This is a genomic window from Mesorhizobium sp. M0678 (assembly GCF_040320505.1).
Classification (GTDB): domain Bacteria; phylum Pseudomonadota; class Alphaproteobacteria; order Rhizobiales; family Rhizobiaceae; genus Mesorhizobium.
This window is the reverse complement of record NZ_JAMYPT010000006.1, coordinates 189,257-210,355: the sequence shown is the minus strand read 5'-3', so window position 1 is coordinate 210,355 and position 21,099 is coordinate 189,257. Positions and strand designations below refer to the sequence as shown.

The 21,099-nt window shown below is 60.8% G+C and carries 26 protein-coding genes and 1 other RNA gene; 10 read left to right on the top strand and 17 right to left on the bottom strand.

Translation table 11 applies throughout. The features are described from left to right. Positions 1–24: 24 nt before the first annotated feature. Positions 25–1,827: an ABC transporter transmembrane domain-containing protein gene (locus tag NKI29_RS13905; RefSeq protein WP_352796501.1), complete on the bottom strand. Its 1,803-nt coding sequence runs from the start codon at positions 1,825–1,827 to the stop codon at positions 25–27. A 204-nt stretch (positions 1,828–2,031) separates the two neighbouring features. On the opposite strand from NKI29_RS13905, the gene rpmE reads away from it, so the two are divergent. Continuing rightward, positions 2,032–2,253 carry a 50S ribosomal protein L31 gene (gene rpmE, locus NKI29_RS13900; RefSeq protein WP_006327661.1) on the top strand — a complete coding sequence of 74 codons (222 nt, stop codon included), beginning with the start codon at positions 2,032–2,034 and terminating at the stop codon, positions 2,251–2,253. Positions 2,254–2,322: 69 nt separating this feature from the next. On the opposite strand, the gene NKI29_RS13895 is transcribed toward rpmE, so the two are convergent. Continuing rightward, positions 2,323–2,964: a TetR/AcrR family transcriptional regulator gene (locus NKI29_RS13895; protein WP_352589998.1), complete on the bottom strand. Its 642-nt coding sequence runs from the start codon at positions 2,962–2,964 to the stop codon at positions 2,323–2,325. 131 nt (positions 2,965–3,095) lie between these two features. Between NKI29_RS13895 and NKI29_RS13890 the strand changes: the two genes are divergently transcribed. Continuing rightward, positions 3,096–3,575 (top strand): anthrone oxygenase family protein, encoded by a 480-nt coding sequence (locus NKI29_RS13890; RefSeq protein ID WP_352590001.1) that lies wholly within the window; start codon positions 3,096–3,098, stop codon positions 3,573–3,575. 27 nt (positions 3,576–3,602) lie between these two features. Here NKI29_RS13890 and NKI29_RS13885 read toward each other — a convergent pair whose 3' ends face one another. From NKI29_RS13885 to NKI29_RS13875, 3 genes are all read right to left on the bottom strand, one after another. Next, positions 3,603–3,914 carry an Rdx family protein gene (locus NKI29_RS13885; RefSeq protein ID WP_352644582.1) on the bottom strand — a complete coding sequence of 104 codons (312 nt, stop codon included), beginning with the start codon at positions 3,912–3,914 and terminating at the stop codon, positions 3,603–3,605. Next, positions 3,911–4,660 carry a YebC/PmpR family DNA-binding transcriptional regulator gene (locus tag NKI29_RS13880; protein WP_352540320.1) on the bottom strand — a complete coding sequence of 250 codons (750 nt, stop codon included), beginning with the start codon at positions 4,658–4,660 and terminating at the stop codon, positions 3,911–3,913. Before NKI29_RS13880 ends, NKI29_RS13885 begins: the two co-directional genes overlap by 4 nt. A 238-nt stretch (positions 4,661–4,898) precedes the next feature. Further along, a complete protein-coding gene (locus NKI29_RS13875; RefSeq protein ID WP_352569576.1) occupies positions 4,899–5,222 on the bottom strand; it encodes an ArsR/SmtB family transcription factor in 324 nt (107 codons plus the stop codon). A 51-nt stretch (positions 5,223–5,273) separates the two neighbouring features. Between NKI29_RS13875 and NKI29_RS13870 the strand changes: the two genes are divergently transcribed. From NKI29_RS13870 to NKI29_RS13860, 3 genes are read left to right on the top strand one after another with little or no spacing between them, the layout of a single operon-like run. After that, entirely contained in the window at positions 5,274–5,756 is a 483-nt protein-coding gene (locus NKI29_RS13870) for an SRPBCC domain-containing protein (protein WP_352569575.1), read from the top strand. Positions 5,757–5,772: 16 nt separating this feature from the next. Then, positions 5,773–6,135 (top strand): VOC family protein, encoded by a 363-nt coding sequence (locus NKI29_RS13865; RefSeq protein ID WP_352454915.1) that lies wholly within the window; start codon positions 5,773–5,775, stop codon positions 6,133–6,135. Positions 6,136–6,165: 30 nt separating this feature from the next. After that, a complete protein-coding gene (locus NKI29_RS13860) occupies positions 6,166–6,633 on the top strand; it encodes an SRPBCC family protein (protein WP_352569574.1) in 468 nt (155 codons plus the stop codon). 42 nt (positions 6,634–6,675) lie between these two features. On the opposite strand, the gene NKI29_RS13855 is transcribed toward NKI29_RS13860, so the two are convergent. The 7 genes from NKI29_RS13855 to ssrS form a co-directional block, all read right to left on the bottom strand. Next, on the bottom strand, positions 6,676–6,963 hold the full coding sequence (locus NKI29_RS13855) for a BrnA antitoxin family protein (protein WP_352450852.1): 288 nt from the start codon (positions 6,961–6,963) through the stop codon (positions 6,676–6,678). Beyond that, positions 6,944–7,231 (bottom strand): BrnT family toxin, encoded by a 288-nt coding sequence (locus NKI29_RS13850; RefSeq protein WP_352569573.1) that lies wholly within the window; start codon positions 7,229–7,231, stop codon positions 6,944–6,946. The genes NKI29_RS13855 and NKI29_RS13850 overlap by 20 nt, the downstream gene beginning before the upstream one ends. Before the next feature lie 53 nt (positions 7,232–7,284). Next, positions 7,285–8,052: a TerC family protein gene (locus NKI29_RS13845; RefSeq protein ID WP_352569572.1), complete on the bottom strand. Its 768-nt coding sequence runs from the start codon at positions 8,050–8,052 to the stop codon at positions 7,285–7,287. Positions 8,053–8,122: 70 nt separating this feature from the next. Next, a complete protein-coding gene (locus tag NKI29_RS13840) occupies positions 8,123–8,947 on the bottom strand; it encodes a TIGR00282 family metallophosphoesterase (RefSeq protein WP_023678036.1) in 825 nt (274 codons plus the stop codon). Positions 8,948–9,001: 54 nt separating this feature from the next. Continuing rightward, complete coding sequence (locus NKI29_RS13835; RefSeq protein WP_352569571.1) at positions 9,002–9,523, bottom strand: DUF3592 domain-containing protein; 522 nt, start codon at positions 9,521–9,523, stop codon at positions 9,002–9,004. A gap of 78 nt (positions 9,524–9,601) precedes the next feature. Then, positions 9,602–10,186 carry a 5-formyltetrahydrofolate cyclo-ligase gene (locus tag NKI29_RS13830; protein WP_352569569.1) on the bottom strand — a complete coding sequence of 195 codons (585 nt, stop codon included), beginning with the start codon at positions 10,184–10,186 and terminating at the stop codon, positions 9,602–9,604. 141 nt (positions 10,187–10,327) lie between these two features. Continuing rightward, positions 10,328–10,483, bottom strand: a non-coding RNA gene (gene ssrS, locus NKI29_RS13825) — 6S RNA. A 175-nt stretch (positions 10,484–10,658) separates the two neighbouring features. On the opposite strand from ssrS, the gene NKI29_RS13820 reads away from it, so the two are divergent. Both NKI29_RS13820 and NKI29_RS13815 read left to right on the top strand, forming a co-directional pair. Next, positions 10,659–11,498: an AAA family ATPase gene (locus NKI29_RS13820; protein ID WP_352569568.1), complete on the top strand. Its 840-nt coding sequence runs from the start codon at positions 10,659–10,661 to the stop codon at positions 11,496–11,498. A 117-nt stretch (positions 11,499–11,615) separates the two neighbouring features. Further along, positions 11,616–12,062 (top strand): GNAT family N-acetyltransferase, encoded by a 447-nt coding sequence (locus NKI29_RS13815; protein WP_023678039.1) that lies wholly within the window; start codon positions 11,616–11,618, stop codon positions 12,060–12,062. A gap of 15 nt (positions 12,063–12,077) precedes the next feature. Here NKI29_RS13815 and NKI29_RS13810 read toward each other — a convergent pair whose 3' ends face one another. Beyond that, entirely contained in the window at positions 12,078–13,139 is a 1,062-nt protein-coding gene (locus tag NKI29_RS13810) for an RNA-directed DNA polymerase (protein WP_352644587.1), read from the bottom strand. Positions 13,140–13,769: 630 nt separating this feature from the next. Here NKI29_RS13810 and NKI29_RS13805 point away from each other — a divergent pair. The 3 genes from NKI29_RS13805 (at position 13,770) to msrB (ending at position 16,296) form a co-directional block, all read left to right on the top strand. Further along, on the top strand, positions 13,770–14,960 hold the full coding sequence (locus tag NKI29_RS13805) for a vWA domain-containing protein (protein ID WP_352569623.1): 1,191 nt from the start codon (positions 13,770–13,772) through the stop codon (positions 14,958–14,960). Further along, positions 14,961–15,782, top strand: a complete 822-nt coding sequence (locus tag NKI29_RS13800) for an MBL fold metallo-hydrolase (RefSeq protein WP_352569566.1) — start codon at positions 14,961–14,963, stop codon at positions 15,780–15,782. 109 nt (positions 15,783–15,891) lie between these two features. Beyond that, entirely contained in the window at positions 15,892–16,296 is a 405-nt protein-coding gene (msrB, locus tag NKI29_RS13795) for a peptide-methionine (R)-S-oxide reductase MsrB (protein WP_352569565.1), read from the top strand. 3 nt (positions 16,297–16,299) lie between these two features. Here the strand turns inward: msrB and NKI29_RS13790 are convergent, their stop codons facing one another. The 4 genes from NKI29_RS13790 to pyc form a co-directional block, all read right to left on the bottom strand. Continuing rightward, entirely contained in the window at positions 16,300–16,614 is a 315-nt protein-coding gene (locus NKI29_RS13790) for a hypothetical protein (protein WP_023678043.1), read from the bottom strand. A gap of 66 nt (positions 16,615–16,680) precedes the next feature. Then, positions 16,681–17,121, bottom strand: coding sequence for a hypothetical protein (locus NKI29_RS13785; protein ID WP_352569564.1), 441 nt, complete (start codon positions 17,119–17,121; stop codon positions 16,681–16,683). 61 nt (positions 17,122–17,182) lie between these two features. Beyond that, entirely contained in the window at positions 17,183–17,443 is a 261-nt protein-coding gene (locus NKI29_RS13780) for a DUF2312 domain-containing protein (RefSeq protein WP_023678045.1), read from the bottom strand. A gap of 161 nt (positions 17,444–17,604) precedes the next feature. Then, the gene (gene pyc / locus NKI29_RS13775; RefSeq protein ID WP_352796498.1) at positions 17,605–21,063 is read right to left on the bottom strand and encodes a pyruvate carboxylase; all 3,459 of its coding nucleotides are present in this window, start codon (positions 21,061–21,063) and stop codon (positions 17,605–17,607) included. Between the last annotated feature and the right edge of the window lie 36 nt (positions 21,064–21,099).

Here is a 21,099-nt window from a genome sequence, read left to right as displayed (position 1 = left end):
CGATTTCATCGGGATGGAGCGATGCTACTCGGCCGCGCCCCTGAAAGCATTCGCCCCGGTGTCGAACTGCAGCTTGGCAAGCCGCGCATAGATGCCGCCCTTGGCGACCAGGCTCTGATGCGTGCCTTCCTCGACGATGCGGCCGCCATCCATGACCAGGATGCGATCGGCCTTCAGCACGGTTGCCAGCCGATGGGCGATGACGATCGTGGTGCGGCCCTGCATCAGCCGGTCCAGCGCCGTCTGCACCAGCGTCTCGCTTTCGGCATCTAGCGCCGAGGTCGCCTCGTCGAGCAGCAGGATGGGCGCATCGCGCAGAATCGCGCGGGCGATCGCCACGCGCTGGCGCTGGCCGCCCGACAGCGTCACGCCGCGCTCGCCGACCTGGCTGTCATAGCCCTTTTCGAGTTTCAGGATGAACTCGTCGGCAAGCGCGTCCTTCGCCGCCGCCTCGATGTCGGCCTGGCTGGCGCCAGGCCGGCCAAAGCCGATATTGTCGCGCGCGCTTGCGGCAAAGATGGTGACGTCCTGCGGCACGATGGCGATGCGCGCGCGGATCGCGGCCGGATCGGCCTCGCGCAGATCGACCCCGTCGATGACGGTCCTGCCGGCCTCCGGATCGTAGAAGCGTAGAAGCAGCGAAAACACCGTGCTCTTGCCGGCGCCGGATGGCCCGACGATCGCCACCGTCTCACCGGGTTTGACCTGAAAGCTCAGGCCATGGACGGCGGCGCGGTCGGGCCGGGCCGGATAGGAGAAGGAGACATCGTCGAAACTGATCGCGCCTCTCGCCTTTGCCGGCAGCGGCTTCGGATCGGCGGGCGCCTGGATCGCCGGTTTCTCGGCCAGGATCTCGGTCAGCCGTTCGGCAGCGCCCGCTGCCTGGGACAGTTCGCCCCAGACTTCCGACAGGGCGCCGAGCGCGCCGGCGGCGAACACCGAATAGAGCAGGAATTGGCCAAGCGTGCCTGGCGACAGCGTGCCGTCGAGCACGTCGCGCGAACCGAACCATAGCACCGCCACGACCGAGGAAAAGATCATGAAGATGGCGAAGAAGGTGAGAAACGAGCGGGCAAAGATCGAGGCCCGCGCCGCTTCGAACGCTGCTTCCACGGCGGATGAAAAATACCCGGTTACAAGCTTCTCGTTGGTGAAGGCCTGCAGGGTGCGCACCGCGCCGATCTGCTCGCTGGCGTAGGCGGTGGCATTGGCCAGAGTATCCTGCGCCAGCCGTGACTTGCGCCGCACCGAGCGGCCGAAGGCGACCAGCGGCAGCACGATTAGCGGAATGGCCGCGATGACCAGGCCGGACAGTTTTGGGCTGGTGAAGACCATCATCGCCACGGCGCCAAGGCCGAGGATGACGTTGCGCAAAGCCACCGAGGCGGTAGCACCGACGGCCGATTTGACCTGTGTCGTGTCGGCGGCGAGCCGCGAGACGATCTCGCCCGACTGGGCCGTGTCGAAGAAGGAGGGCGACAGCGTGGTGACGTGGGCAAAGACATCGCGGCGGATATCGGCAACGACGCGCTCGCCGAGCGTGATGACGAAATAGTAGCGGCTGGCCGACGCCGCCGCCAGAACGGCGGCCATCACCACCAGCATGGCGAAATATTCGGCAATGAAGCTGGAATCGGAAGCGGAAAAACCGTGGTCGATCATCCGCCGCACGGCCAGCGGCAGCGCCAGCGTCGTCGCCGCCGCGACGGCCAGTGAGACGATCGCGCCGATGACCATTTTGCGGTAATGGGTGATGTAGGGAAACAGGCGCTGCAGCGGCCTCAGCGAGCGCCTGCGCTCGTCTGCATCGCCGCTGATGTTCGCCATGACCGTTTCCTTTGGCCCTTTGGGGTTTGCGCCATCAATATGCGCTTGCCGCGGCCTTGTGATTCAATTCCGGCTGATGTATAGGCTCGCCGACCGTTTTAGAAGCCGTGGCTCCTCAATAGCTGCGGCTTCGAGTTTTAAAAAGGGGCGCATCGACGCAGGCTTCAGCCCGTCGGCAGCACCCGGCAAGCCAGGAACAGACCCATGAAGACCGATATCCATCCCGACTACCACACCATCAAGGTCGTCATGACCGACGGCACCGAGTACATGACCCGTTCGACCTGGGGCAAGGAAGGCGATACGATGAACCTCGACATCGACCCGACCACCCATCCGGCCTGGACCGGCGGCCAGCAGACCCTGCTCGACCGCGGCGGCCGCCTGTCGAAGTTCAAGAAGCGTTTCGAAGGTTTCGGCCTCTAAGCCGCATTGGCGTTTCGCAGATCGAGAAACCCGCCTTCGTGGCGGGTTTTTTGTTGCGAAAATACGGCCCTACTCGCCGAGCAACTCGCGCAGGGCCATGCGCTTGTAGGCTGCGACCAGCCTGTCGCCTTCTTGCCGCCCGACCGAGATCGCCAGCCGCATGGTGGCCTCGCCCAGTTGCCAGATGAGAAATGACGTCGTTTCCAGCGCTTCCGAATCGGCGGACGGCCGCAGCCGCTTCAGCACTGTGGTGAGGAATTCGGCGTTGGCCCGGCTATCGGCAAGCTCGAGTTCGCGCAACGCCTTGTCGGCCTGCGTGCCCGACCAGATGTCGCGCATCACCGGCTCCGCCAGGAACAACCGGTAATAGATATCCACCAACTCCGAAAACGCCTTGCGCAAGCCGTCGGCGTCACTGACGTCGGCAAGTGCCGCGGCAATGCAGGCCTGGCTTTCGGCGGTATAACGTTCGGCCAGTGCCCAGATGATCGCTCTCTTGTCGGGGAAGAACTGGTAGAGCGAGCCGATCGACACGCCGGCCCTCTCCGCAACCTCGCCCATGCGCATGGCGTCGCTGCCTTGCTCGGCGATCAGCGCCGAGGCGGCGGCCAGCATGCGCTCGACCCGCTCGCGGCTGCGCTGCTGGCTCGGCGCCCGGCGCGGCGATGCGGCCTGCTCGTTGCGGGAACCCGGTGCAGCGGTGCCTTCCATGACTGTCTCCAGAAAAATGGCTTGACTGACAAAATACGAGGGTTTATCACGTTTTGCAAATGTGAGGATCGCTCACATTTTTTAAACGACACGCCAATCAAACTGTCGAACCCCGAACCGGAGCAACTGACATGATCATGAAACTGCTTCCCACCCTTGCTTTCGTCGCTGCCATTGGCTCAGGCGTTGTCGGCGGCGTTTTCTTCGCCTTCTCCAACTTTATCATGCCGGCGCTCGCCCGCTTGCCTGCCGAAGGCGGCATCGCCGCCATGAATTCCATCAACATCACCGTGATCACGCCGACATTCATGACCGCACTTTTCGGCACCGGGCTGGTCTGTCTTGTCCTCGCCGCCGGCGCTCTTATCGGCTGGAGCCAACCGGGTTCGTTCTGGCTTCTCGCCGGCGCCCTGATCTATGTCGTCGGCAATCCGATCGTGACGATGATGTTCAACGTGCCGCTCAACAACGCCCTGGCCGCCGTCGATCCGGCAAGCGCCAACGGCGCCGCCGTGTGGGCCACCTATCTCAGGGACTGGGTGATGTGGAACCACGTCCGCACTATCACCGCCATCATGGCGCTGGGCTGCTTCATCTTCGCATGGCGGTGAATGCAGGACGGAAGTCCTAAAAGGCCGTCAGGCAGGGTCTTTTGACTTATCGCCCTTGCGGTCGGCATGGCCGAGATCGCGATCCGGATCGATGACGTCGCGAACCAGTTGCTTGAGCTTTGCGGCGTCGGGAAAACCGCCGTCACGCTTGCGGTCCCAGACCAGCGTGTCATTGCAGGAAATGGTGAAGATGCCGCCGGTGCCGGGCACCAGCGTCACTTCGCCCAGATCGGTGCCGAAGGTCGACAGCAGCTCCTGCGCCATCCAGCCGGCCCTGAGCAGCCACTGGCACTGGGTGCAATAGGTGATGCGGACTGTGGGCAGCGCCTGTTGGATCATGCCGCGCTGAGCTTCGCCAAGGTCTCCTCGTCGACCTCGAAATTGGCGTAGACGCTCTGCACGTCGTCGTCGTCCTCGAGCGTCGCAACCAGCTTCATCAGCGATTGTGCCCGCTCCTCGTCGACCGCGATATTGGTCTGCGGCTTCCAGATCGGCTTCACCGATTCAGCCTCGCCGAGCGCGCCTTCCAGCGCCTTCGACACTTCGCCGAGATTCTCGAAGGCGCAATAGATCGTGTGGCCGTCCTCGTCCGACTGGACATCGTCGGCGCCGGCCTCGATCGCCGCGTCCATCACCTTCTCGGCGCTGCCGGCCGATGCCGGATAGTAGATCTCGCCGACGCGGTCCCACATGAACGATACCGAGCCGGTCTCGCCCATCGCCCCGCCGGCCTTGGTGAAGGCGGCGCGCACATTCGACGCCGAGCGGTTGCGGTTATCGGTTAGCGCCTCGACGATCAGCGCGACGCCGCCTGGCCCGTAACCCTCGTAGCGCACGGCTTCGTAGGTCTCGGCATCGCCCATCGACGCCTTGTTGATGGCGCGCTGGATATTGTCCTTCGGCATCGACACCGCCTTGGCGTTCTGCACCGCAAGGCGCAGGCGCGGGTTCATCGATGGATCGGGCGTGCCGCTCTTGGCGGCGACGGTGATTTCGCGCGCCAGCTTGGAAAACATTTTAGACCGCACCGCATCCTGGCGGCCCTTGCGGTGCATGATGTTCTTGAACTGTGAATGGCCAGCCATGGCACCCCTGTCGTCTTCTCGGCTAGAGCATCTGCCGCCTGGTGAACCACCCGGCATCTTGCAAAAATGCTCGAATTCAAAATTTCAGAACGTCCTGCTGCGTCCCTGACGGACGGACGGCGCTCGCTGTCGGAATGGCCGGCTTATAGATAAATCGGCTCAATTCGTCCAGCCGCGCCATTGCTGCCGGCACGCAAGGCTTTCAAGATCCGAAAATCGGCAGGCTTCGGCAAACCTTTCATCCCTTAAGATCGGATTTCAGCCGGTCGAGGATGCTGATCGCGTGCGTGGCATATTGACTGATCCAGCGGTCGTGGATGTGCTTGATCGGCAGCGCGTTGAGATGGTTCCAGCGTTCGCGCCCCTCGCGCCGCGCCACGACCAGGTCGGCCTCCTCCAGCACCTTCAGGTGCAGCATGACCGTGCAGCGGTCCATGTCGGGGAAGGCATCGCACAACATGCCGGTGGTCTGCGGCGCATCCTTCAGCCGGTCCAGCAACGCACGCCGGCGCGGATGCGCCAGCGCCTTGAAAACATTGTCGTCTCGCGATTGGCTTGACATGTTATATTTCTATAACATATCCTTGAGCCATTCAAGGAAGGAGCTGTGGATATGTCTCTTGGATTCAGGGTTTCTGGCCGCATCGGCAAACCCGTCGCCGAAGTCTTCGATGCGGTCGTCAATCCGAAGAAACTCAGCGGCTACTTCACCACGATCGGCGGCGCCAGCGCACTGCTGGTGGCGGGCGCCACCGTCATCTGGTGGGGCAAGGTTCCCGTCGAGGTAGAGGAGGTGGCCAAGGACAGCCGCATCGTGCTGCGCTGGGATGCCACCGACGCCGACGGCAAGCCAGCCTACAAGACCCGCATCGAGATGAATTTCGAGCCGCTCGACGATGGCGGCACCTTCGTCACCATCGCCGAAACCGGCTGGCACGAGAACGCGGTCGGCCTGAAGAAATCCTACCTCAATTGCGAGGGCTGGTCGCAGATGCTGGCCTGCATGAAGGCCTATGTCGAATACGGCATCAATCTGCGCGACGGCTATTACCGCAGCGAGATGAAGGGCGAGCCGGCTAACGAGAACAACATCTGAGAGCAATGGAGTAAGAATGACCGCGAAGATCACCGGCGGCATCAACATCGCCATGAAAGTCCCGCCGCATCAATACCAGGCGACGATCGCCTTCTATCGCGACGTCATCGGCCTGAAGCCATTCACGGCCAAGCCGCCGGCCGTCGGCTTCGAACTCGGCCCCAATCGCCTGTGGATCGACGAAGCGCCGACGCTTAGCCAGGCCGAGATCTGGCTGGAACTGTTCACCGATGATTTTCCAGGCGCTGCGGACCATCTCGCCAAGGCCGGCGTCGTGCGCTGCGATGCCATTGAGGCACTGGGTGAAGGCTTTCGCGGCGGCTGGATCACCAATCCGGCCAACATCATTCACCTCGTGCGCGAACCCGATGCCTGGTGAACAGGGCGGCGCCGTGGAAAGGAGGACGCTATGAAAATCCGTGAAACACCGACCGCCGAAGCCGGCATGCTGATAAGGCGGCCGGTCGCTGACGTATTCGAAGCCTTCGTCGATCCGGCGATCACGACGAAATTCTGGTTCACCCATGGCAGCGACAGGTTGGACAGCGGCAAGGAAATCAGTTGGGAATGGCGCATGTATGGCGTCTCGACGACGGTCAATGTCAGTGAGATCGTCGATAACAAGAAGATCGTCATGCAATGGAGCGATCCGCCGACCACCGTAGTGTGGACTTTCGCCGAGATGCCGGGCGGCACGACCTTTGTCGAGGTCCGCAATTCCGGCTTTGTCGGCAGCCCCGATGAGCAGGTCAAGCAGGCGATCGGCTCGACCGGCGGTTTTGCGCTGGTGCTCGCCGGCGCCAAGGCGTGGCTGGAGCAAGGCGTGATGCTCGGCCTGATCGGCGACCGCCACCCGAAGGACGTTCCAGCAAATTAAGTAACGGCGAGCCAAGATCGGCTGGCAACAGACCGCGAATGCTCAGGAACGCCGCTTTTCCTGCTCTAGCACATGACGGCGGAGCACGCGGTTGATCTCCGTTTGATAGCCACCGCCTTCGACATGCTCCTTGAACCAGGACAGCACATCAGCGTCAAGCCGAATGGTCACCGGCTGCTTTAGTGGCCGGTAGAGGTGCCCTCGGCGAGCATGAACCCAATTCTCGGCCGAAGTTTCCGGAATGTCGGACGTGTCAATTTCGCTGTCAGGCAAATCTGCCAAATTGGCGAGCTGGTTGCGCTGATCTTGGCTAAGTTCCTTCCTGCTCATAGCGCCTCCTTTCATGCGGCGTTGCTTTCCGGGCACCGACAATCCGAATTCGTTCCTCATCTTCGAGATCGGGATAAGTGTGAACAACGAGCAGTACCACCAGCCCTTGGATCATCCCGATCGCATGCCACCTTTGCTCGCCATCTTCAAACCGGTCAGGCACAATCAGATGAAGCGGATCCTTGAAGACATCTTCGGCGAGATCGAACGCAACACCATGCTTGGCACGGTTGCGCTTGGCCTTCTCGGGATCCCATTCAAATCGCAATATGGCGGCACCGTTATTTACAAAATTGTACGCACAATTCTGTAAGAGTCAAGTCAATGCCCGCCCCCGCCCTTTGCCTTCTTCCGCCGCCGAGCCAGCATGTTGAGCCCTTCGACCAAGGCCGAAAAACCCATGGCGGCGTAGATGTAGCCTTTCGGCACGTGGTAACCCATGCCGTCGGCGATCAGCGTCATGCCGATCATCAGCAGGAAGCCGAGCGCCAGCATGACGATGCTGGGGTTCCTGGCGATGAAATCGGCCAGCGGCCCGGCCGCCAGCATCATCACGCTCACCGCCACGATCACCGCGATGTACATGATCGCGATTTCGTCGGTCATGCCGACGGCGGTGATGATCGAGTCGATCGAGAAGACGAGGTCGAGCAGCAATATCTGGAAAATCGCGCCGGCCAGCGAAAGCTGCAGCGTCTCGCCCATCATGGTGTCCTGGTGATCATCGAGATCGACCGTGTGGTGGATCTCCTTGGTCGCCTTCCAGACGAGAAACAGGCCGCCGGCGATCAGGATCAGGTCGCGCCATGAAAACCCGTGGCCGAAGGCGGTGAATATCGGCGTCGTCAGTTGGACGATGATCGAGATGGTGGCCAGCAGGATCAGCCGCATCACCAGCGCGGCCGAGATGCCGAGCCGCCGGGCGCGGGCCCGCTGCGCTACCGGCAATTTGTTGGTCAGGATCGAGATGAAGATCAGATTGTCGATGCCGAGCACGACTTCCAGCACGATCAGCGTCAGCAGCGCGACCCATGCCGTCGGGTCGGAGACAAAGGCGAGATGCGGCGCCAGGAATTCGACTAGCTGCATGGAGGTCGTCCCCTCTACGATCTAGAGCAGTTTCGCCGGCAATTGGGTATTGCAAGCGTCTATATCAATGTCACGACCAGAAGGATGGAGCCGTTTCCTCCAGCCGCGGGCCGCGGCGAAACGGCGCGATCCGTTCGGTCAGGCCGCTACGGTCGGAAATGTCGACGCCGACGCCGCACAATGTCGCCGGTCCGGTCGACGCCTCGAAGCGGCCTTTCGGCACCTTGGACAAGAACCGGTTGAGCGGCTCCTCCTTGTCCATGCCGAGCGAGGAATCGTAATCGCCGCACATGCCGGCATCGGAAATATAACCGGTGCCGCCATTGAGGATCTGGTGATCGCCGGTCGGCTGATGCGTATGGGTGCCGACAACAAGGCTGGCACGGCCGTCGACGAAATGAGCGAAGCACATTTTTTCCGAGGTCGCCTCGGCATGGAAATCGATGACGATCGCATCGGCCTGCTCGCCAAGCGGACAAGCGGCAAGTTCGCGCTCGCCGGCCTGGAACGGATCGTCGAGCTCGGGATGCATGAACACCCGGCCCATGATGTTGGCGACCAGCACGCGCGCGCCGTTCCTGGCGATGTAGACGCCTGAGCCGCGCCCCGGCGTACCCTTGGGGAAATTGGACGGACGCAGGAAGCGCTCTTCGCGCGGCGCGAAAATCAGCGCATCGCGCTGGTCCCAGACGTGGTTGCCGGTGGTGACGACATCGGCGCCGGCCGAGATCGTCTCACGAAAAATTTCCTCGGTGATGCCGAAGCCTCCGGCGGCGTTCTCGCCATTGACGATGACGAAGTCGAGCTTGAAATCCGAAATCAGGCCGGGCAGCTGTTCCCACACCGCCGTACGTCCTGTCTTGCCGACCATGTCGCCGAGAAAGAGAAGTCTCATGCGCACTTCTATCCAGAGCCATGGACGCTAGGCAAGCGGTACCCGCGATTGGTTCTAATGTCGGCCGAAAGTGGCGCGCTGCCGTTGCGGCTTTGCGCTCGCGCCCGCTGCGCGAACGGGCGATGGCGTCATAGGCGACGGCGGATTCCGTCCGCGTAGCCAGAAGAACCAGACGTAGAAGGCGATGAAACCGCCGGTGACGACAAGCAGCAACAGCCCGCCACGCCAGCCTTTCATTGCGGCGGTATCGAGGTTCGATGGATCGGCAGGGTCGTAGTACAATTCTACCTTGTCGCCCATGGACGCACTGTAAAGACCGATAATTTTTCCCTTTCCGGACCAGGTCATCGGCGCGTCGTTGACCACATAGGTGACGGCGACATCGATGCCATCCGTGGTGAGGCCGTTTTCCTGCGTTTCGGTGTAGGGATCGACATCCGTCACCGTGGCGACCGTCTGATGCCAGGCGGCTTTGTGATGCAGCGTGGTCCCGATGACGTGCAATCCCATCGCAAACAGCGCTACCGCGATCAGGGCGAACGGCATCAAGAGGAATCGCATAAAGACAAAAGCCATCGCGCCATCGACCCGGATTGTATTGCAGAAACACTATCCTGATATGTCTTGAAAACGCGTTAAGCGGATCGGAACATTTTAAGGGATACCGAACCGGCGCAACCCGCTCTCGGTGAGTATTTCCGGAATGATCACGTCATGCGGCTCGTCCGGCACCAGGGCCACCTCCTGGCAGTCGAAGGCAATGCCGATCAGCCGCGGCTGCTGCCCCTTGTCGGCCAGCCGCGCGATCGCCCGGTCGTAATAGCCGGCGCCGTAACCGATGCGGTGGCCGCGCGCATCGAAGGCGGCGAGCGGCACCAGCATGACCTGGGGGTCGAGTACCTCGGCTTCCTCATGCGGCCCGACGGTGCCGAAGCCCATGTCGATCATCGGCGCGCCACGCACCAGCTCGCGAAAGACGATGGTGGTCTTGTCCAGAATGGCCGGCAGGCAGAGCCTTGCCCCCTTCTCGCGCAAGGCAAACATCAGCGGCCGGACGTCGACTTCCGAGCGCATCGGCCAGAAGCCTGAGACGATCTGGCCCGGCTCGACCGTGATCCGGTCGCGCGCCGTCTCGGCCATTTCGAGTGCTGCCTCCACCCGCCAGAAAGGATCGAGCGCGTCGCGGCGCCCGAGGGCTTGGTTGCGGAGATTTTTTTTCAGGTCTTTTGGGGATGTCATGCGCCGACGCTAGAAAAGGTCAGATTTGAATGGAGTTTTACGAGCGACGTTTTGGAGGAGCGGGGCGAACTTTTCGTTCGTGAGAGCACCGCACAAAGCGGCGCGACGACAAGATCCGCCAGACATGGCCTTTTCGATAGGTGACGATCCACACAACCGGTGGAGAGAGCGATCCCGGGAACCTACAAAGTAGGTGGGCGCCGTATGAGAAAACCCACGGGTCTTCCCAGGGACAGCTCCCTAGGGATCATTAAGGCCCCGGGGAAAATGTTCTCCTGCCGGGAAGCGCAGACCGTCTCCGCCAATATAGGCAGACGGCAGACCAAGCGCCAGAGAGACGACATGTTTCGAGTCTTAAATCGACGCAGAACCGCTCGACGAGGTCGCGCCGGCAAGATCCCCGCTTTGCCAGCGGCGCCTTGCACAGCGAAGGCCGCGTCCTTAGGGTCGCGCGATGAACCCGGGAGCAAAAATGCGTTTCGAAGGCACGGCAGCCTATGTTGCCGACAAGGATCTGATGGTGGCGGTCAACGCGGCGATCGCGCTGGAGCGGCCGTTGCTGGTCAAGGGCGAGCCCGGTACCGGCAAGACCGAACTTGCCCGCCAGGTGGCGGCGGCGCTCGGCCTGGATCTGATCGAATGGCACGTCAAATCGACCACGCGGGCGCAGCAGGGCCTCTATGAATATGATGCCGTCTCGCGGCTGCGCGACAGCCAACTCGGCGACGAGCGCTTCAACGACATCCGCAATTACATCAAGCGCGGCAAGCTGTGGGACGCCTTTGCTGCCGGCAAGAAAGTCGTGCTTCTGATCGACGAGATCGACAAGGCCGATATCGAGTTCCCCAACGATCTGTTGCAGGAACTGGATCGGATGGAGTTCTTCGTCTACGAGACCGGCGAGACCATCCGTGCCACCGTCCGGCCGATCGTCATCATCACCTCCAACAACGAAAAAGAGCTGCCGGACGCCTTCCTGCGCCGCTGCTTCTTCCACTACATCCGCTTTCCCGACGTCGAGACGCTGCACAAAATCGTCGACGTGCACTATCCCGGCATCAAGCAGAACCTGGTGCGCGCCGCACTCACGCAATTCTATGAAATCCGTGACGTGCCGGGCCTCAAGAAGAAGCCGTCGACCTCCGAGGCACTCGACTGGATCCGCCTGCTGGTCGCCGACGACATCGCGCCCGAAGACCTGCGCGCCGACCCGAAGAACGCGCTGCCGAAACTGCACGGCGCCTTGCTGAAGAACGAACAGGACGTGCATCTGTTCGAGCGCCTGGCTTTCATGGCGAGACGGCAGGGGTGAGGGGCCGGTCGGCCGGAAGCCCACGAAGTCACCGGACAGCGCTTTCCCGGTGCTGGACCGTTGCCTCTAGCCGGGCACGGAGGCAGCTTCGGGTTGCCGAGTTCAGAGGGAAACGAAATGACCGAGATCACCGTCCGCCCATTGGCGCAATCCGACCATACCAACTGGCGGCGTCTGTGGACCGCCTACCTCACCTTTTACGAAACCAAGCTGCCGGAAGAGGTTTACGCCGTCACCTGGAAGCGGCTGTTCACGGCGGGCGAGTTCGAGCCGAAGGGTTTCATCGCCACCCTCGACGGCAAGGCCGTCGGCCTGACGCACTATCTCTACCATCGCTCCTGCTGGTCGCAGATAAACAACTGTTATCTGCAGGACCTGTTCGCCGACCCCGATGTGCGCGGCAAGGGCGTCGGCGCCGCCCTGATCGAAGCGGTCAAGCAGGAAGCCGGCAAGATCGGCGTCAAGAACGTCTACTGGATGACCCACGAGACCAACACCACCGCACGCAAGCTCTACGACCACGTGGCGCGCAGGACCGGCTTCATCGAATACGATCTGTTGTGATGAGAGCGCATACTGTCAAAATTCTAGATCATCGATGTCAAAATCAACATCATCGTCATCGTCGTCATAGCCGTAGCGAGAGCGGCTAATCGCCCGCACCTTGTTTACACGGACAGCCTCGATATGCTTCTCAAAATCGATTAACCGGAGGTTTCGATCCGACAGATGCTCAAATTCTGGCGCCAATGATCCGCCAAAAGGCGCCTTAGAAACACCAGAAGTCCGGGAAACAATCGCAGATAGCCAATTTTGATCGTCAGATGGCAATCGAGCGCCCAAATTGATTCCAGGACCATAAAGGCATCTGCCGTCGCCATACGCGGCAATTATTATCGCTCTAATATGAGCATTTTCCAGCTTGCCGGTTCTCTCTATAAGATCCTTGCTATGCTTAAGGCCGCACGTAAAAAGGAGCCAAAGGCACCAAACAATTTCATGATGATGGCTATAAGACGAATGCTTTGCGATTAACGTCGATATGACCTCTGACCAGCCGTCCACATCTAAATCTTCACCAATAGCATAACGCTTTGCTACAAGTAAAAATGCATAATCTATTGAATGCGGGAAATGCTGAACTATTCTTTGAAGCTTTGGCTCTATTATGTTCCATGTATCTTTCTTGTAAACTTTCGCTTTATCTAGTTTTCGTAAAGCGATTTTAAGGGGGCTTTCGGAGCCCATGTCCTTTGACATCTGATAGGAACTGTCGAGCAGGTATGCTACCTTATCCGATTCAAGCTCCCCCCACTTTTCAACACCGAACCCTCGTAATCTTTGTGCCCACAGGTCGTCAATTGGAGACAGGCCGTTCAAAATTCCGGTTTTTGGATCGTTAAGTTGCAATTCATAGTCCAGCAATACCTCTCTTAGATGAGATAAGACAACGCTGGCGTCAGACTCGCTTCTAACTCCAATATAAAAATCATCGACATGCCGAATGGCCCCGACAATTAGATGCTGAGCTCGCTCGTTAAGGCTTTTGTCTATCTGACATCCAATGAATTCGGCTATCAAACGATATGCGTCCGGGCCAATTAGAATACCGCGCGTCTGCTCCCTTTGAGATTGCTGCACGAACCAGTCGAGTGCATTGAACCTATTTTTCTTTGATTTTGGGTCCCTATCCAGCTTAGACGCCTCTGTCCCATGCGCGATCCACGGTATTGAGTGCGTGTATATGCTGGAAAAATACTGAGATATGTCAGTCTTAAGGATGTATGGAGCGTATCTAATTCGCTTAGCGGTCTGGTCTGATAACTCGCTGAGAGAGGCTACTATGACGGATCGATCGTCATCCTTGCCCCCAATCTTTGGGCTACTCAGGCTATATGGAGAAAGGTTGAATTGTTTTTCAAACTTTTTCCAGTTTGCAGAGACAAACTCACAAATACTAAAGTACGTTATAGGATTTGGCGTCGCATAAGCCCGACGATTTCGATCGTGTTTCGTGCCGACATACCGAATATAGGCGGTGGACCGCTTTTTATAAAATTTTCTAGTATTAAGCTCTCCCACCAATCCAATTAGAGATCTATTTAAGTCCGCACTATCGAAGCAAGGCGGAAGGGTTTCAGGGAAAAGGCCTTTGCTCAGTAGGGTTCTTCTCAAAGACATGAATTCACGACAAAATGCCCTATAACCGGATAGCCTCGTTCGAGGTTATCGTAAATGACAGCCAGCATTCAATCTAATACATTCATTTTCATGTTCATCCCCTTCTTCCTCGAACTGAAGGCAGCGCGGGTTCCGGTCTCGCTCCGCGAATATCTGTCGCTGCTGGAGGGGCTGGAGGCCGGGCTGGTCGACTATGATGTCGAGGGCTTTTACTATCTCGCCCGCGCCGCTCTGGTGAAGGACGAGCGCCACATCGACCGCTTCGACCAGGTCTTTTCGCACATCTTCAAAGGTGTCGAGGCGCTGGCTGGCGAAAACGCGGTCGATGTCGCAAACATCCCGGAGGAATGGCTGCGGAGGCTCGCTGAAAAGCACCTCTCCGACGAGGAAAAAAAACTTGTCGAGGCGCTGGGCGGCTTCGGAAAGCTGATGGAGACGCTGAAGAAGCGGTTGGAGGAGCAAAAGGGCCGGCATCAGGGCGGTTCGAAATGGATCGGCACCGGCGGCACCTCGCCCTTCGGCGCCTATGGCTACAATCCCGAAGGCGTGCGCATCGGCCAGCACGAGAGCCGCAACCGCCGCGCGGTAAAAGTCTGGGACAGGCGCGAGTTCAGGAATTTCGACGATGCCGTCGAACTCGGCACCCGCAACATCAAGGTCGCGCTGAAGCGCTTGCGCCGCTGGGTGCGCGAAGGCGCCGAAGAGGAATTCGACCTGTCCGGCACCATCCACGCCACCGCCGAACACGGTTATCTTGACGTTAAGACACAACCCGAACGTCGCAATGCGGTCAAGCTTCTGATGTTCTTCGATGTTGGCGGCTCGATGGATGACCACATCAGGAGCGTCGAGGAGCTGTTTTCGGCTGCCCGCGCCGAATTCCGCCAGCTCGAATATTTCTACTTCCACAACTGCCTCTACGAAGGCGTGTGGAAGGACAATCGCCGCCGCCATGCCGAGGTGATTCCGACCTTCGATCTCCTGCATAAATATGGCCCCGACTACAAGGTGATCGTCGTCGGCGACGCCTCGATGAGCCCCTATGAGATCGCCCATCCCGGCGGCTCGGTCGAGCACTGGAACAAGGAGGCCGGTGCCGTCTGGCTCGGCCGGCTGCTGCAGCAATGGCCGAACGCCATTTGGCTCAATCCGGAAGGCGCGAAGAACTGGGGCTATACCCATTCGATTGCCATGATCCGCGATATCTTTGGCGGCCGCATGTTTCCGCTGACGCTCGCCGGCCTCGAAGCCGCGACGAAGCAACTTTCAAGGAAGCACTGAATGGATCCACGCAAAACAGGACGGTCGACCTGTTTCCTTTGCCTGCAATGCGGTGTCCAGTTCGCGGCAACAGCGACGCCGCCGCGACATTGCCCGATCTGCGAGGACGAGCGGCAATATGTGCGCTGGGAGGGCCAGGCCTGGATCACGCCGGAAGAGCTCGCCGCCGGCCATCGGATCATGATGAGGGATGACGCCGGCGTGCTCGCCTTCGGCATCGAGCCGCGCTTCGCTATCGGCCAGCGCGCATTGCTGGCGCAAACGCCGCACGGCAATGTGCTGTGGGACTGTATCTCGATGGTCAGCGACGAGGCGGTGGCGGAGATCAACCGCCGGGGCGGCCTGGCCGCCATCGCCATTTCGCACGGCCATTATTATTCGGCAATGGTCGAATGGAGCGCGGCGTTTGGCGGCGTGCCGATTTATCTGCACGCCGATGATCGTCAGTGGATCATGCGGCCGCATCCGGCAATCATCAGTTGGGAGGGCGAGATGCGCGCCATAAACCCGTCGCTGACGCTCATCCGCTGCGGCGGCCACTTTGCCGGTGGCCAGGTGCTGCACTGGAAGCGCGATGCCGGCAATGCCATCCTGGCCGGCGACATCCTGCAGGTGACGCCGACCCGCCGTCATGTCAGCTTCATGTACAGCTATCCGAACTATATCCCGCTCAACGCGACGAAGGTGCACGGCATCAAGGCCGCGCTGGAGCCTTTCGCGTTCGACCATATCTACGGCGCATGGTGGAACCAGAACGTCATCGGAGATGCAAAGGCGGCATTTTCAGCATCGGTTGCGCGCTATCTCGCGGCCATCGCCTGAGGAATTCTTTGCAACGGGATTGGAAATACGGGCAAACGCCGTAACAAATGCCTATTTCAGGCGAAGTTGGGAAGGCAACCCAAATAGCGAGATAAGCTAAGAGGAAAAAATGGACAGCCACACCTACCCCGTTACCCGCACCGATGCCGAATGGCGCGCCCGGCTGACGCCCGAGCAATATGCGGTGATGCGCAACCACGGCACCGAGCGGCCGGGAAGCTGCGCCCTGCTGCACGAGAAGCGCGCCGGCACCTTCTCCTGCGTCGGCTGCGACCAGCCCTTGTTTGAATCCAAGCTGAAATTCGAGAGCGGCACCGGTTGGCCGAGCTTCAACGACCCAGTGCCGGGTTCGCTCGAGACCACCGTCGACCGCAGCTATGGCATGGTCCGCACCGAGTGCCATTGCGCCCGCTGCGGCAGCCATCTCGGCCATGTCTTCGACGACGGCCCGCCGCCGACCGGTCTGCGCTATTGCATCAACGGCGTGGCGCTCAAATTCGATCCGGCCGCCTGATCGTCAGGCCACAACCACCAGGATCAGCCACAACGTGGCGCCAAGCGTCATCAGCGAGGCCATGACGCCACTCGATTTTCCGGCAGTTCGCCAAACGGCAAAGGTCAGGAAGATATTGTAGGGCACCGGCGCGAAATGCACCGCCAGGACTAGCGCAAGCGGCAGCTTCAGCCCGAGCAGAATGAGTGCCGCCACCGACGACGCGACGTTGATCGCTGTGCCGACAACGACCAGGTCGCGCCAGAACAGCCGATCGAGCGGCACGCCGCCGAACCAGCGTGAGCGGAAGAAGGCGGCAACGCGCGACATGATCGTCATCGATCGACCGGCTCCCTCGCTCTGCTCACCAGAGCGATTCTAAGGATTGCGTCTGGAAACCCTGCTTTATTCCTGACCCAGAACTTCGGCAATCGCGCGCTCGAAACGCGAGGCTTCCGTCACCAGCCAGTCGGTCATCGCCGGCCAATTGTCTTCGGCAAGACAATTCACCCGCCACATCGAATTGATGCCGAGGCCGTCGCAACTTTGTTCTGGCCTGAGCTTCAGCCTGTCTTCGATGGCCGGCTGGAACGGCTTCAACCGCGACCAGGCTTGCGTGGCACCGAACTTCTCGTTGCGGCCGAAGAAGACGCCGACATGATTCTGCGCAGGCGCGACGTACATGGAAAGGACCAATGCGAAATCGGGCAGCCCACGCTGCCAGAACCACGGTCCGCGCCTCGCCAGCAGAGCCCTTTCATCCGGATGCCGTTCCGCGAACAGCGTCCAGAAGCTGCGTTGGCGGAATTCAGAGGCGCGGCGGGCGCCAAAATCGAATTCGCTCATGGCTGGAATCCATGGTCAGAACCGCTTCTCCCGCGATCGTCTCCGGCGCCGAGGCCGGCCTTTACACCATGCCGAGCGCAGCCTTGTACAGATCGAGGATGGATTCCTCTTCCTGCCGCTCGGCCTGGTCCTTCTTGCGCAGCCGGATAATCGACCGCATCGCCTTGGTGTCGAAGCCGGTGCCCTTGGCCTCTGCGAACACTTCCTTGATGTCGTCGGCAATCGTCTTTTTCTCTTCCTCGAGCCGCTCGATGCGTTCGATGAAGGCGCGCAGCTGGCCGGCGGCAACAGTCTGGCTGGTCTCGATGATGTCGTCGGCCATAGTCTTCTCTCCGCGTCGTTTTCTCACCGCGACTCGGGGTGACCCGAGCGGCGAATTGCAGCGGTTCGATGCCCGACCGGGCGCGGCGGGTCAAGGTGCTATCGATGCGGCATGAAGGGTTGCTGCCAGGCGCCGACAAGGCTGTCTGATGCCGGCCTATTTCACCCGAACGCGATCAGCAGATCCTTGGCATCGATCTGGTCGCCGGCCTTGACCAGCACCTCGGCTATGGTGCCGTCGCGTTCGGCATGCAGCGCCGTTTCCATCTTCATCGCTTCGATCGACAGCAGCACGTCGCCGGCCTTCACCGGCTGGCCGGCAGCGACCGCAAGCGCCGAGACGACGCCAGGCATCGGCGCGCCGACATGCGCCTCATTGCCCAGCTCCGCCTTGCGCCGTGCCTTGGCAGCGGACGCGCCATGCGCCCGGTCCGGCACCTTCACCCGGCGCGGCTGCCCGTTGAGCTCGAAGAACACGGTGACCATGCCCTTTTCGTCGACATCGCCCATGGCAAGGCAGCGCACCACCAGCGTCTTGCCTTTTTCGATGTCGACGAAAATCTCGTCTTCCGGCTTCATGCCGTAGAAATAGGTCGGCGTCGGCAGCACGCTGACCGGCCCGTAGGTCTCCTGCGCGGCGGCAAAATCGGAAAACACCTTCGGATACATCAGCCACGACGCGAACTCGAACTCGCTGAGCTTGCGCTCGAGCTTTTCCTCGACCTCCGCGCGACTGGCCTTGAGGTCCGCCGGTTTGAGCAGCGAACCCGGCCGCACCGTGATCGGCTTTTCGCCCTTCAGCACCTTCTTCTGCAATGGCTTTGGCCAGCCGCCCGGCGACTGGCCGAGATCGCCGCGCAACATCGACACCACCGAATCCGGGAAGGCGATGTCCCTCGCCGGATTCTCGACGTCGGCGACGGTCAGGTCCTGGCTCACCATCATCAGCGCCATGTCGCCGACGACCTTGGACGACGGCGTCACCTTGACGATGTCGCCGAACATCAGATTGACGTCGTGATAGGTCTGCGCCACTTCGTGCCAGCGTGTCTCCAGCCCGAGCGAGCGCGCCTGTTCCTTGAGGTTGGTGAACTGACCGCCCGGCATTTCGTGCAGATAGACCTCCGATGCCGGCCCCTTCAGGTCGCTTTCGAAGGCTGAATACTGGTTGCGCACCGCCTCCCAGTAGAACGAGATGTTCCTGATCCACTGCGGGTCGAGGCCCGGATCGCGCTCGGTGCCCTTCAGCGCCTCCACGATCGAACCGAGGCACGGCTGCGAGGTGTTGCCGGATAGCGAATCCATCGCCGCGTCGATGGCGTCGACGCCGCTCTCGACCGCCGCCAGCACGGTTGCCGCCGACAGGCCGGATGTGTCGTGGGTGTGGAAGTGGATCGGCAGGTCCGTCGCCTCGCGCAGCGCCTTGAACAGCACGCGGGCAGCGCTCGGCTTTAGAAGCCCAGCCATGTCCTTGACGGCGATGATATGGGCGCCTGCCGCCTGCAATTCCCTGGCCAGGCCGACATAGTATTTCAGATCGTATTTGGCCCGCGCCGGATCGAGTATGTCGCCGGTATAACAGATCGCCGCTTCGATCAGTCTGCCCTCGGCGCCGACCGCATCCATGGCGACGCGCATGTTCTCGACCCAGTTCAGGCAGTCGAAGACGCGGAACAGGTCGATGCCGCCGGCAGCGGCCTGGCGGACGAAATGCTGGACGACGTTGTCGGGATAGTTGGTATAGCCAACGCCGTTGGCACCGCGCAGGAGCATCTGCAGCACAAGGTTGGGTGCTGCCTCGCGCACCAGCGACAGCCGCTCCCATGGGTCTTCGGTGAGAAAGCGCATGGCGACGTCGAATGTGGCGCCGCCCCAGCATTCGAGCGACAAAAGCTGCGGCAGAGCACGCGCATAGGTGCCGGCAATTCCGGCGATGTCATAGGTGCGCATACGCGTCGCGAGCAAGGATTGATGCCCGTCGCGCATTGTCGTGTCGGTGACCAGCACCTCTTTTTGTTCGCGCATCCACGCGGCGAATTTCTCCGGCCCGAGCACGTCGAGCTTCTGCTTGCTGCCTTGAGGCACATTGCCGTTGAGATATGGCACCACCGGTGGCGCCGCATCGGCCTTTGGCTGCGGCCGGCCGCGCGTCTCGGGATGACCATTGACCGAAACGTCGGCAAGGTAGTTGAGCAGCTTGGTCGCGCGGTCCTGCCGCTTCACACTGGCGAACAGTTCCGGCGTCGTGTCGATGAACTTGGTGGTGTAGGAATTGTCGGCGAAGCTCGGGTGATTGATGATCGCCTCGAGGAACGTGAGGTTGGTCGCCACGCCGCGGATGCGGAATTCGCGCAGCGCCCGGTTCATGCGGGCGATGGTCTCGGCCGGCGTCGGCGCCCACGCCGTTACCTTTTCCAGCAGCGGATCGTAGAAGCGGGTGATGACCGCGCCCGAATAGGCGGTGCCGCCATCAAGGCGGATACCGAAGCCGGTGGCGCCGCGATAGGCGGTGATGCGGCCATAATCGGGGATGAAATTATGCTCGGGGTCTTCGGTGGTGATGCGGCACTGCAGCGCGTGGCCGTTGAGCCTGATGTCCTTCTGCGCCGGCACGCCCGATTCCGCTGTGCCGATGGCAAAGCCGTCGAGGATGTGGATCTGCGCCTTGACGATGTCGATGCCGGTCACCTGTTCGGTGACGGTGTGCTCGACCTGGATACGCGGATTGACCTCGATGAAATAGAATTTTCCGGTATCGGCATCCTGCAGGAACTCGACCGTGCCGGCGCCGATATAGCTGGTTTCGCGCGCGATCCTCAGCGCGTAGCCGCAAAGCTCCTCGCGCTGTGACATTTCGAGGTAGGGCGCCGGCGCCCGCTCGACCACTTTCTGGTTGCGACGCTGGATCGAACAATCGCGCTCGAACAGGTGCACGGCGTTGCCATGTGTGTCGCCCAGCACCTGCACCTCGACATGGCGCGCGCGCTCGATCAGCTTTTCGAGATAGACCTCGTCCTTGCCGAAAGCGGCCTTCGCCTCACGCTTGCCTTCCATCACCTCGCGGGCGAGATCGGCCTCGGAGCGGATGGCGCGCATGCCCCGGCCGCCGCCGCCCCAGGACGCCTTGAGCATCACCGGGTAGCCGATCGTCTTGGCGAGTTCCTTTACCGCCGCCATGTCGTCCGGCAAGGGATCGGTAGCGGGAATTACCGGCACACCGACTTCGATTGCGAGATTGCGGGCGGCGACCTTGTTGCCCAGCCTGCGCATCGTATCCGGCTTTGGCCCGATGAAGATGATGCCGGCCTTGGCGCAGGCTTCGGCGAATTCCGGGCTTTCCGACAGCAGACCGTACCCTGGATGTATGGCATCGGCGCCCGATAGCCTGGCGACGCGGATAACCTCCTCGATCGACAGATAGCTTTCGATCGGCCCCATATCCCTGGCCAAATGCGGCCCGCGCCCGACCTGGTAGCTTTCGTCGGCCTTGAAGCGATGCAGGGAGTATTTGTCCTCCTCTGCCCAGATCGCCACGGTTTTGAGGCCGAGCTCGTTTGCCGCGCGGAAGACGCGGATGGCTATTTCGGAGCGGTTGGCGACAAGGATCTTCGAGATTGCCAAGGACAGGGCTCCGGACGCGGGGAAGGGAACTGCCGG

Coding starts and splice junctions, on each gene's coding strand:
- NKI29_RS13905 (WP_352796501.1), bottom strand. CDS start 1,827: ATGGCGAACATCAGCGGCGATGCAGACGAGCGCAGGCGCTCGCTGAGG.
- rpmE (WP_006327661.1), top strand. CDS start 2,032: ATGAAGACCGATATCCATCCCGACTACCACACCATCAAGGTCGTCATG.
- NKI29_RS13895 (WP_352589998.1), bottom strand. CDS start 2,964: ATGGAAGGCACCGCTGCACCGGGTTCCCGCAACGAGCAGGCCGCATCG.
- NKI29_RS13890 (WP_352590001.1), top strand. CDS start 3,096: ATGATCATGAAACTGCTTCCCACCCTTGCTTTCGTCGCTGCCATTGGC.
- NKI29_RS13885 (WP_352644582.1), bottom strand. CDS start 3,914: ATGATCCAACAGGCGCTGCCCACAGTCCGCATCACCTATTGCACCCAG.
- NKI29_RS13880 (WP_352540320.1), bottom strand. CDS start 4,660: ATGGCTGGCCATTCACAGTTCAAGAACATCATGCACCGCAAGGGCCGC.
- NKI29_RS13875 (WP_352569576.1), bottom strand. CDS start 5,222: ATGTCAAGCCAATCGCGAGACGACAATGTTTTCAAGGCGCTGGCGCAT.
- NKI29_RS13870 (WP_352569575.1), top strand. CDS start 5,274: ATGTCTCTTGGATTCAGGGTTTCTGGCCGCATCGGCAAACCCGTCGCC.
- NKI29_RS13865 (WP_352454915.1), top strand. CDS start 5,773: ATGACCGCGAAGATCACCGGCGGCATCAACATCGCCATGAAAGTCCCG.
- NKI29_RS13860 (WP_352569574.1), top strand. CDS start 6,166: ATGAAAATCCGTGAAACACCGACCGCCGAAGCCGGCATGCTGATAAGG.
- NKI29_RS13855 (WP_352450852.1), bottom strand. CDS start 6,963: ATGAGCAGGAAGGAACTTAGCCAAGATCAGCGCAACCAGCTCGCCAAT.
- NKI29_RS13845 (WP_352569572.1), bottom strand. CDS start 8,052: ATGCAGCTAGTCGAATTCCTGGCGCCGCATCTCGCCTTTGTCTCCGAC.
- NKI29_RS13840 (WP_023678036.1), bottom strand. CDS start 8,947: ATGAGACTTCTCTTTCTCGGCGACATGGTCGGCAAGACAGGACGTACG.
- NKI29_RS13835 (WP_352569571.1), bottom strand. CDS start 9,523: ATGGCTTTTGTCTTTATGCGATTCCTCTTGATGCCGTTCGCCCTGATC.
- NKI29_RS13830 (WP_352569569.1), bottom strand. CDS start 10,186: ATGACATCCCCAAAAGACCTGAAAAAAAATCTCCGCAACCAAGCCCTC.
- NKI29_RS13820 (WP_352569568.1), top strand. CDS start 10,659: ATGCGTTTCGAAGGCACGGCAGCCTATGTTGCCGACAAGGATCTGATG.
- NKI29_RS13815 (WP_023678039.1), top strand. CDS start 11,616: ATGACCGAGATCACCGTCCGCCCATTGGCGCAATCCGACCATACCAAC.
- NKI29_RS13805 (WP_352569623.1), top strand. CDS start 13,770: ATGTTCATCCCCTTCTTCCTCGAACTGAAGGCAGCGCGGGTTCCGGTC.
- NKI29_RS13800 (WP_352569566.1), top strand. CDS start 14,961: ATGGATCCACGCAAAACAGGACGGTCGACCTGTTTCCTTTGCCTGCAA.
- msrB (WP_352569565.1), top strand. CDS start 15,892: ATGGACAGCCACACCTACCCCGTTACCCGCACCGATGCCGAATGGCGC.
- NKI29_RS13790 (WP_023678043.1), bottom strand. CDS start 16,614: ATGACGATCATGTCGCGCGTTGCCGCCTTCTTCCGCTCACGCTGGTTC.
- NKI29_RS13785 (WP_352569564.1), bottom strand. CDS start 17,121: ATGAGCGAATTCGATTTTGGCGCCCGCCGCGCCTCTGAATTCCGCCAA.
- NKI29_RS13780 (WP_023678045.1), bottom strand. CDS start 17,443: ATGGCCGACGACATCATCGAGACCAGCCAGACTGTTGCCGCCGGCCAG.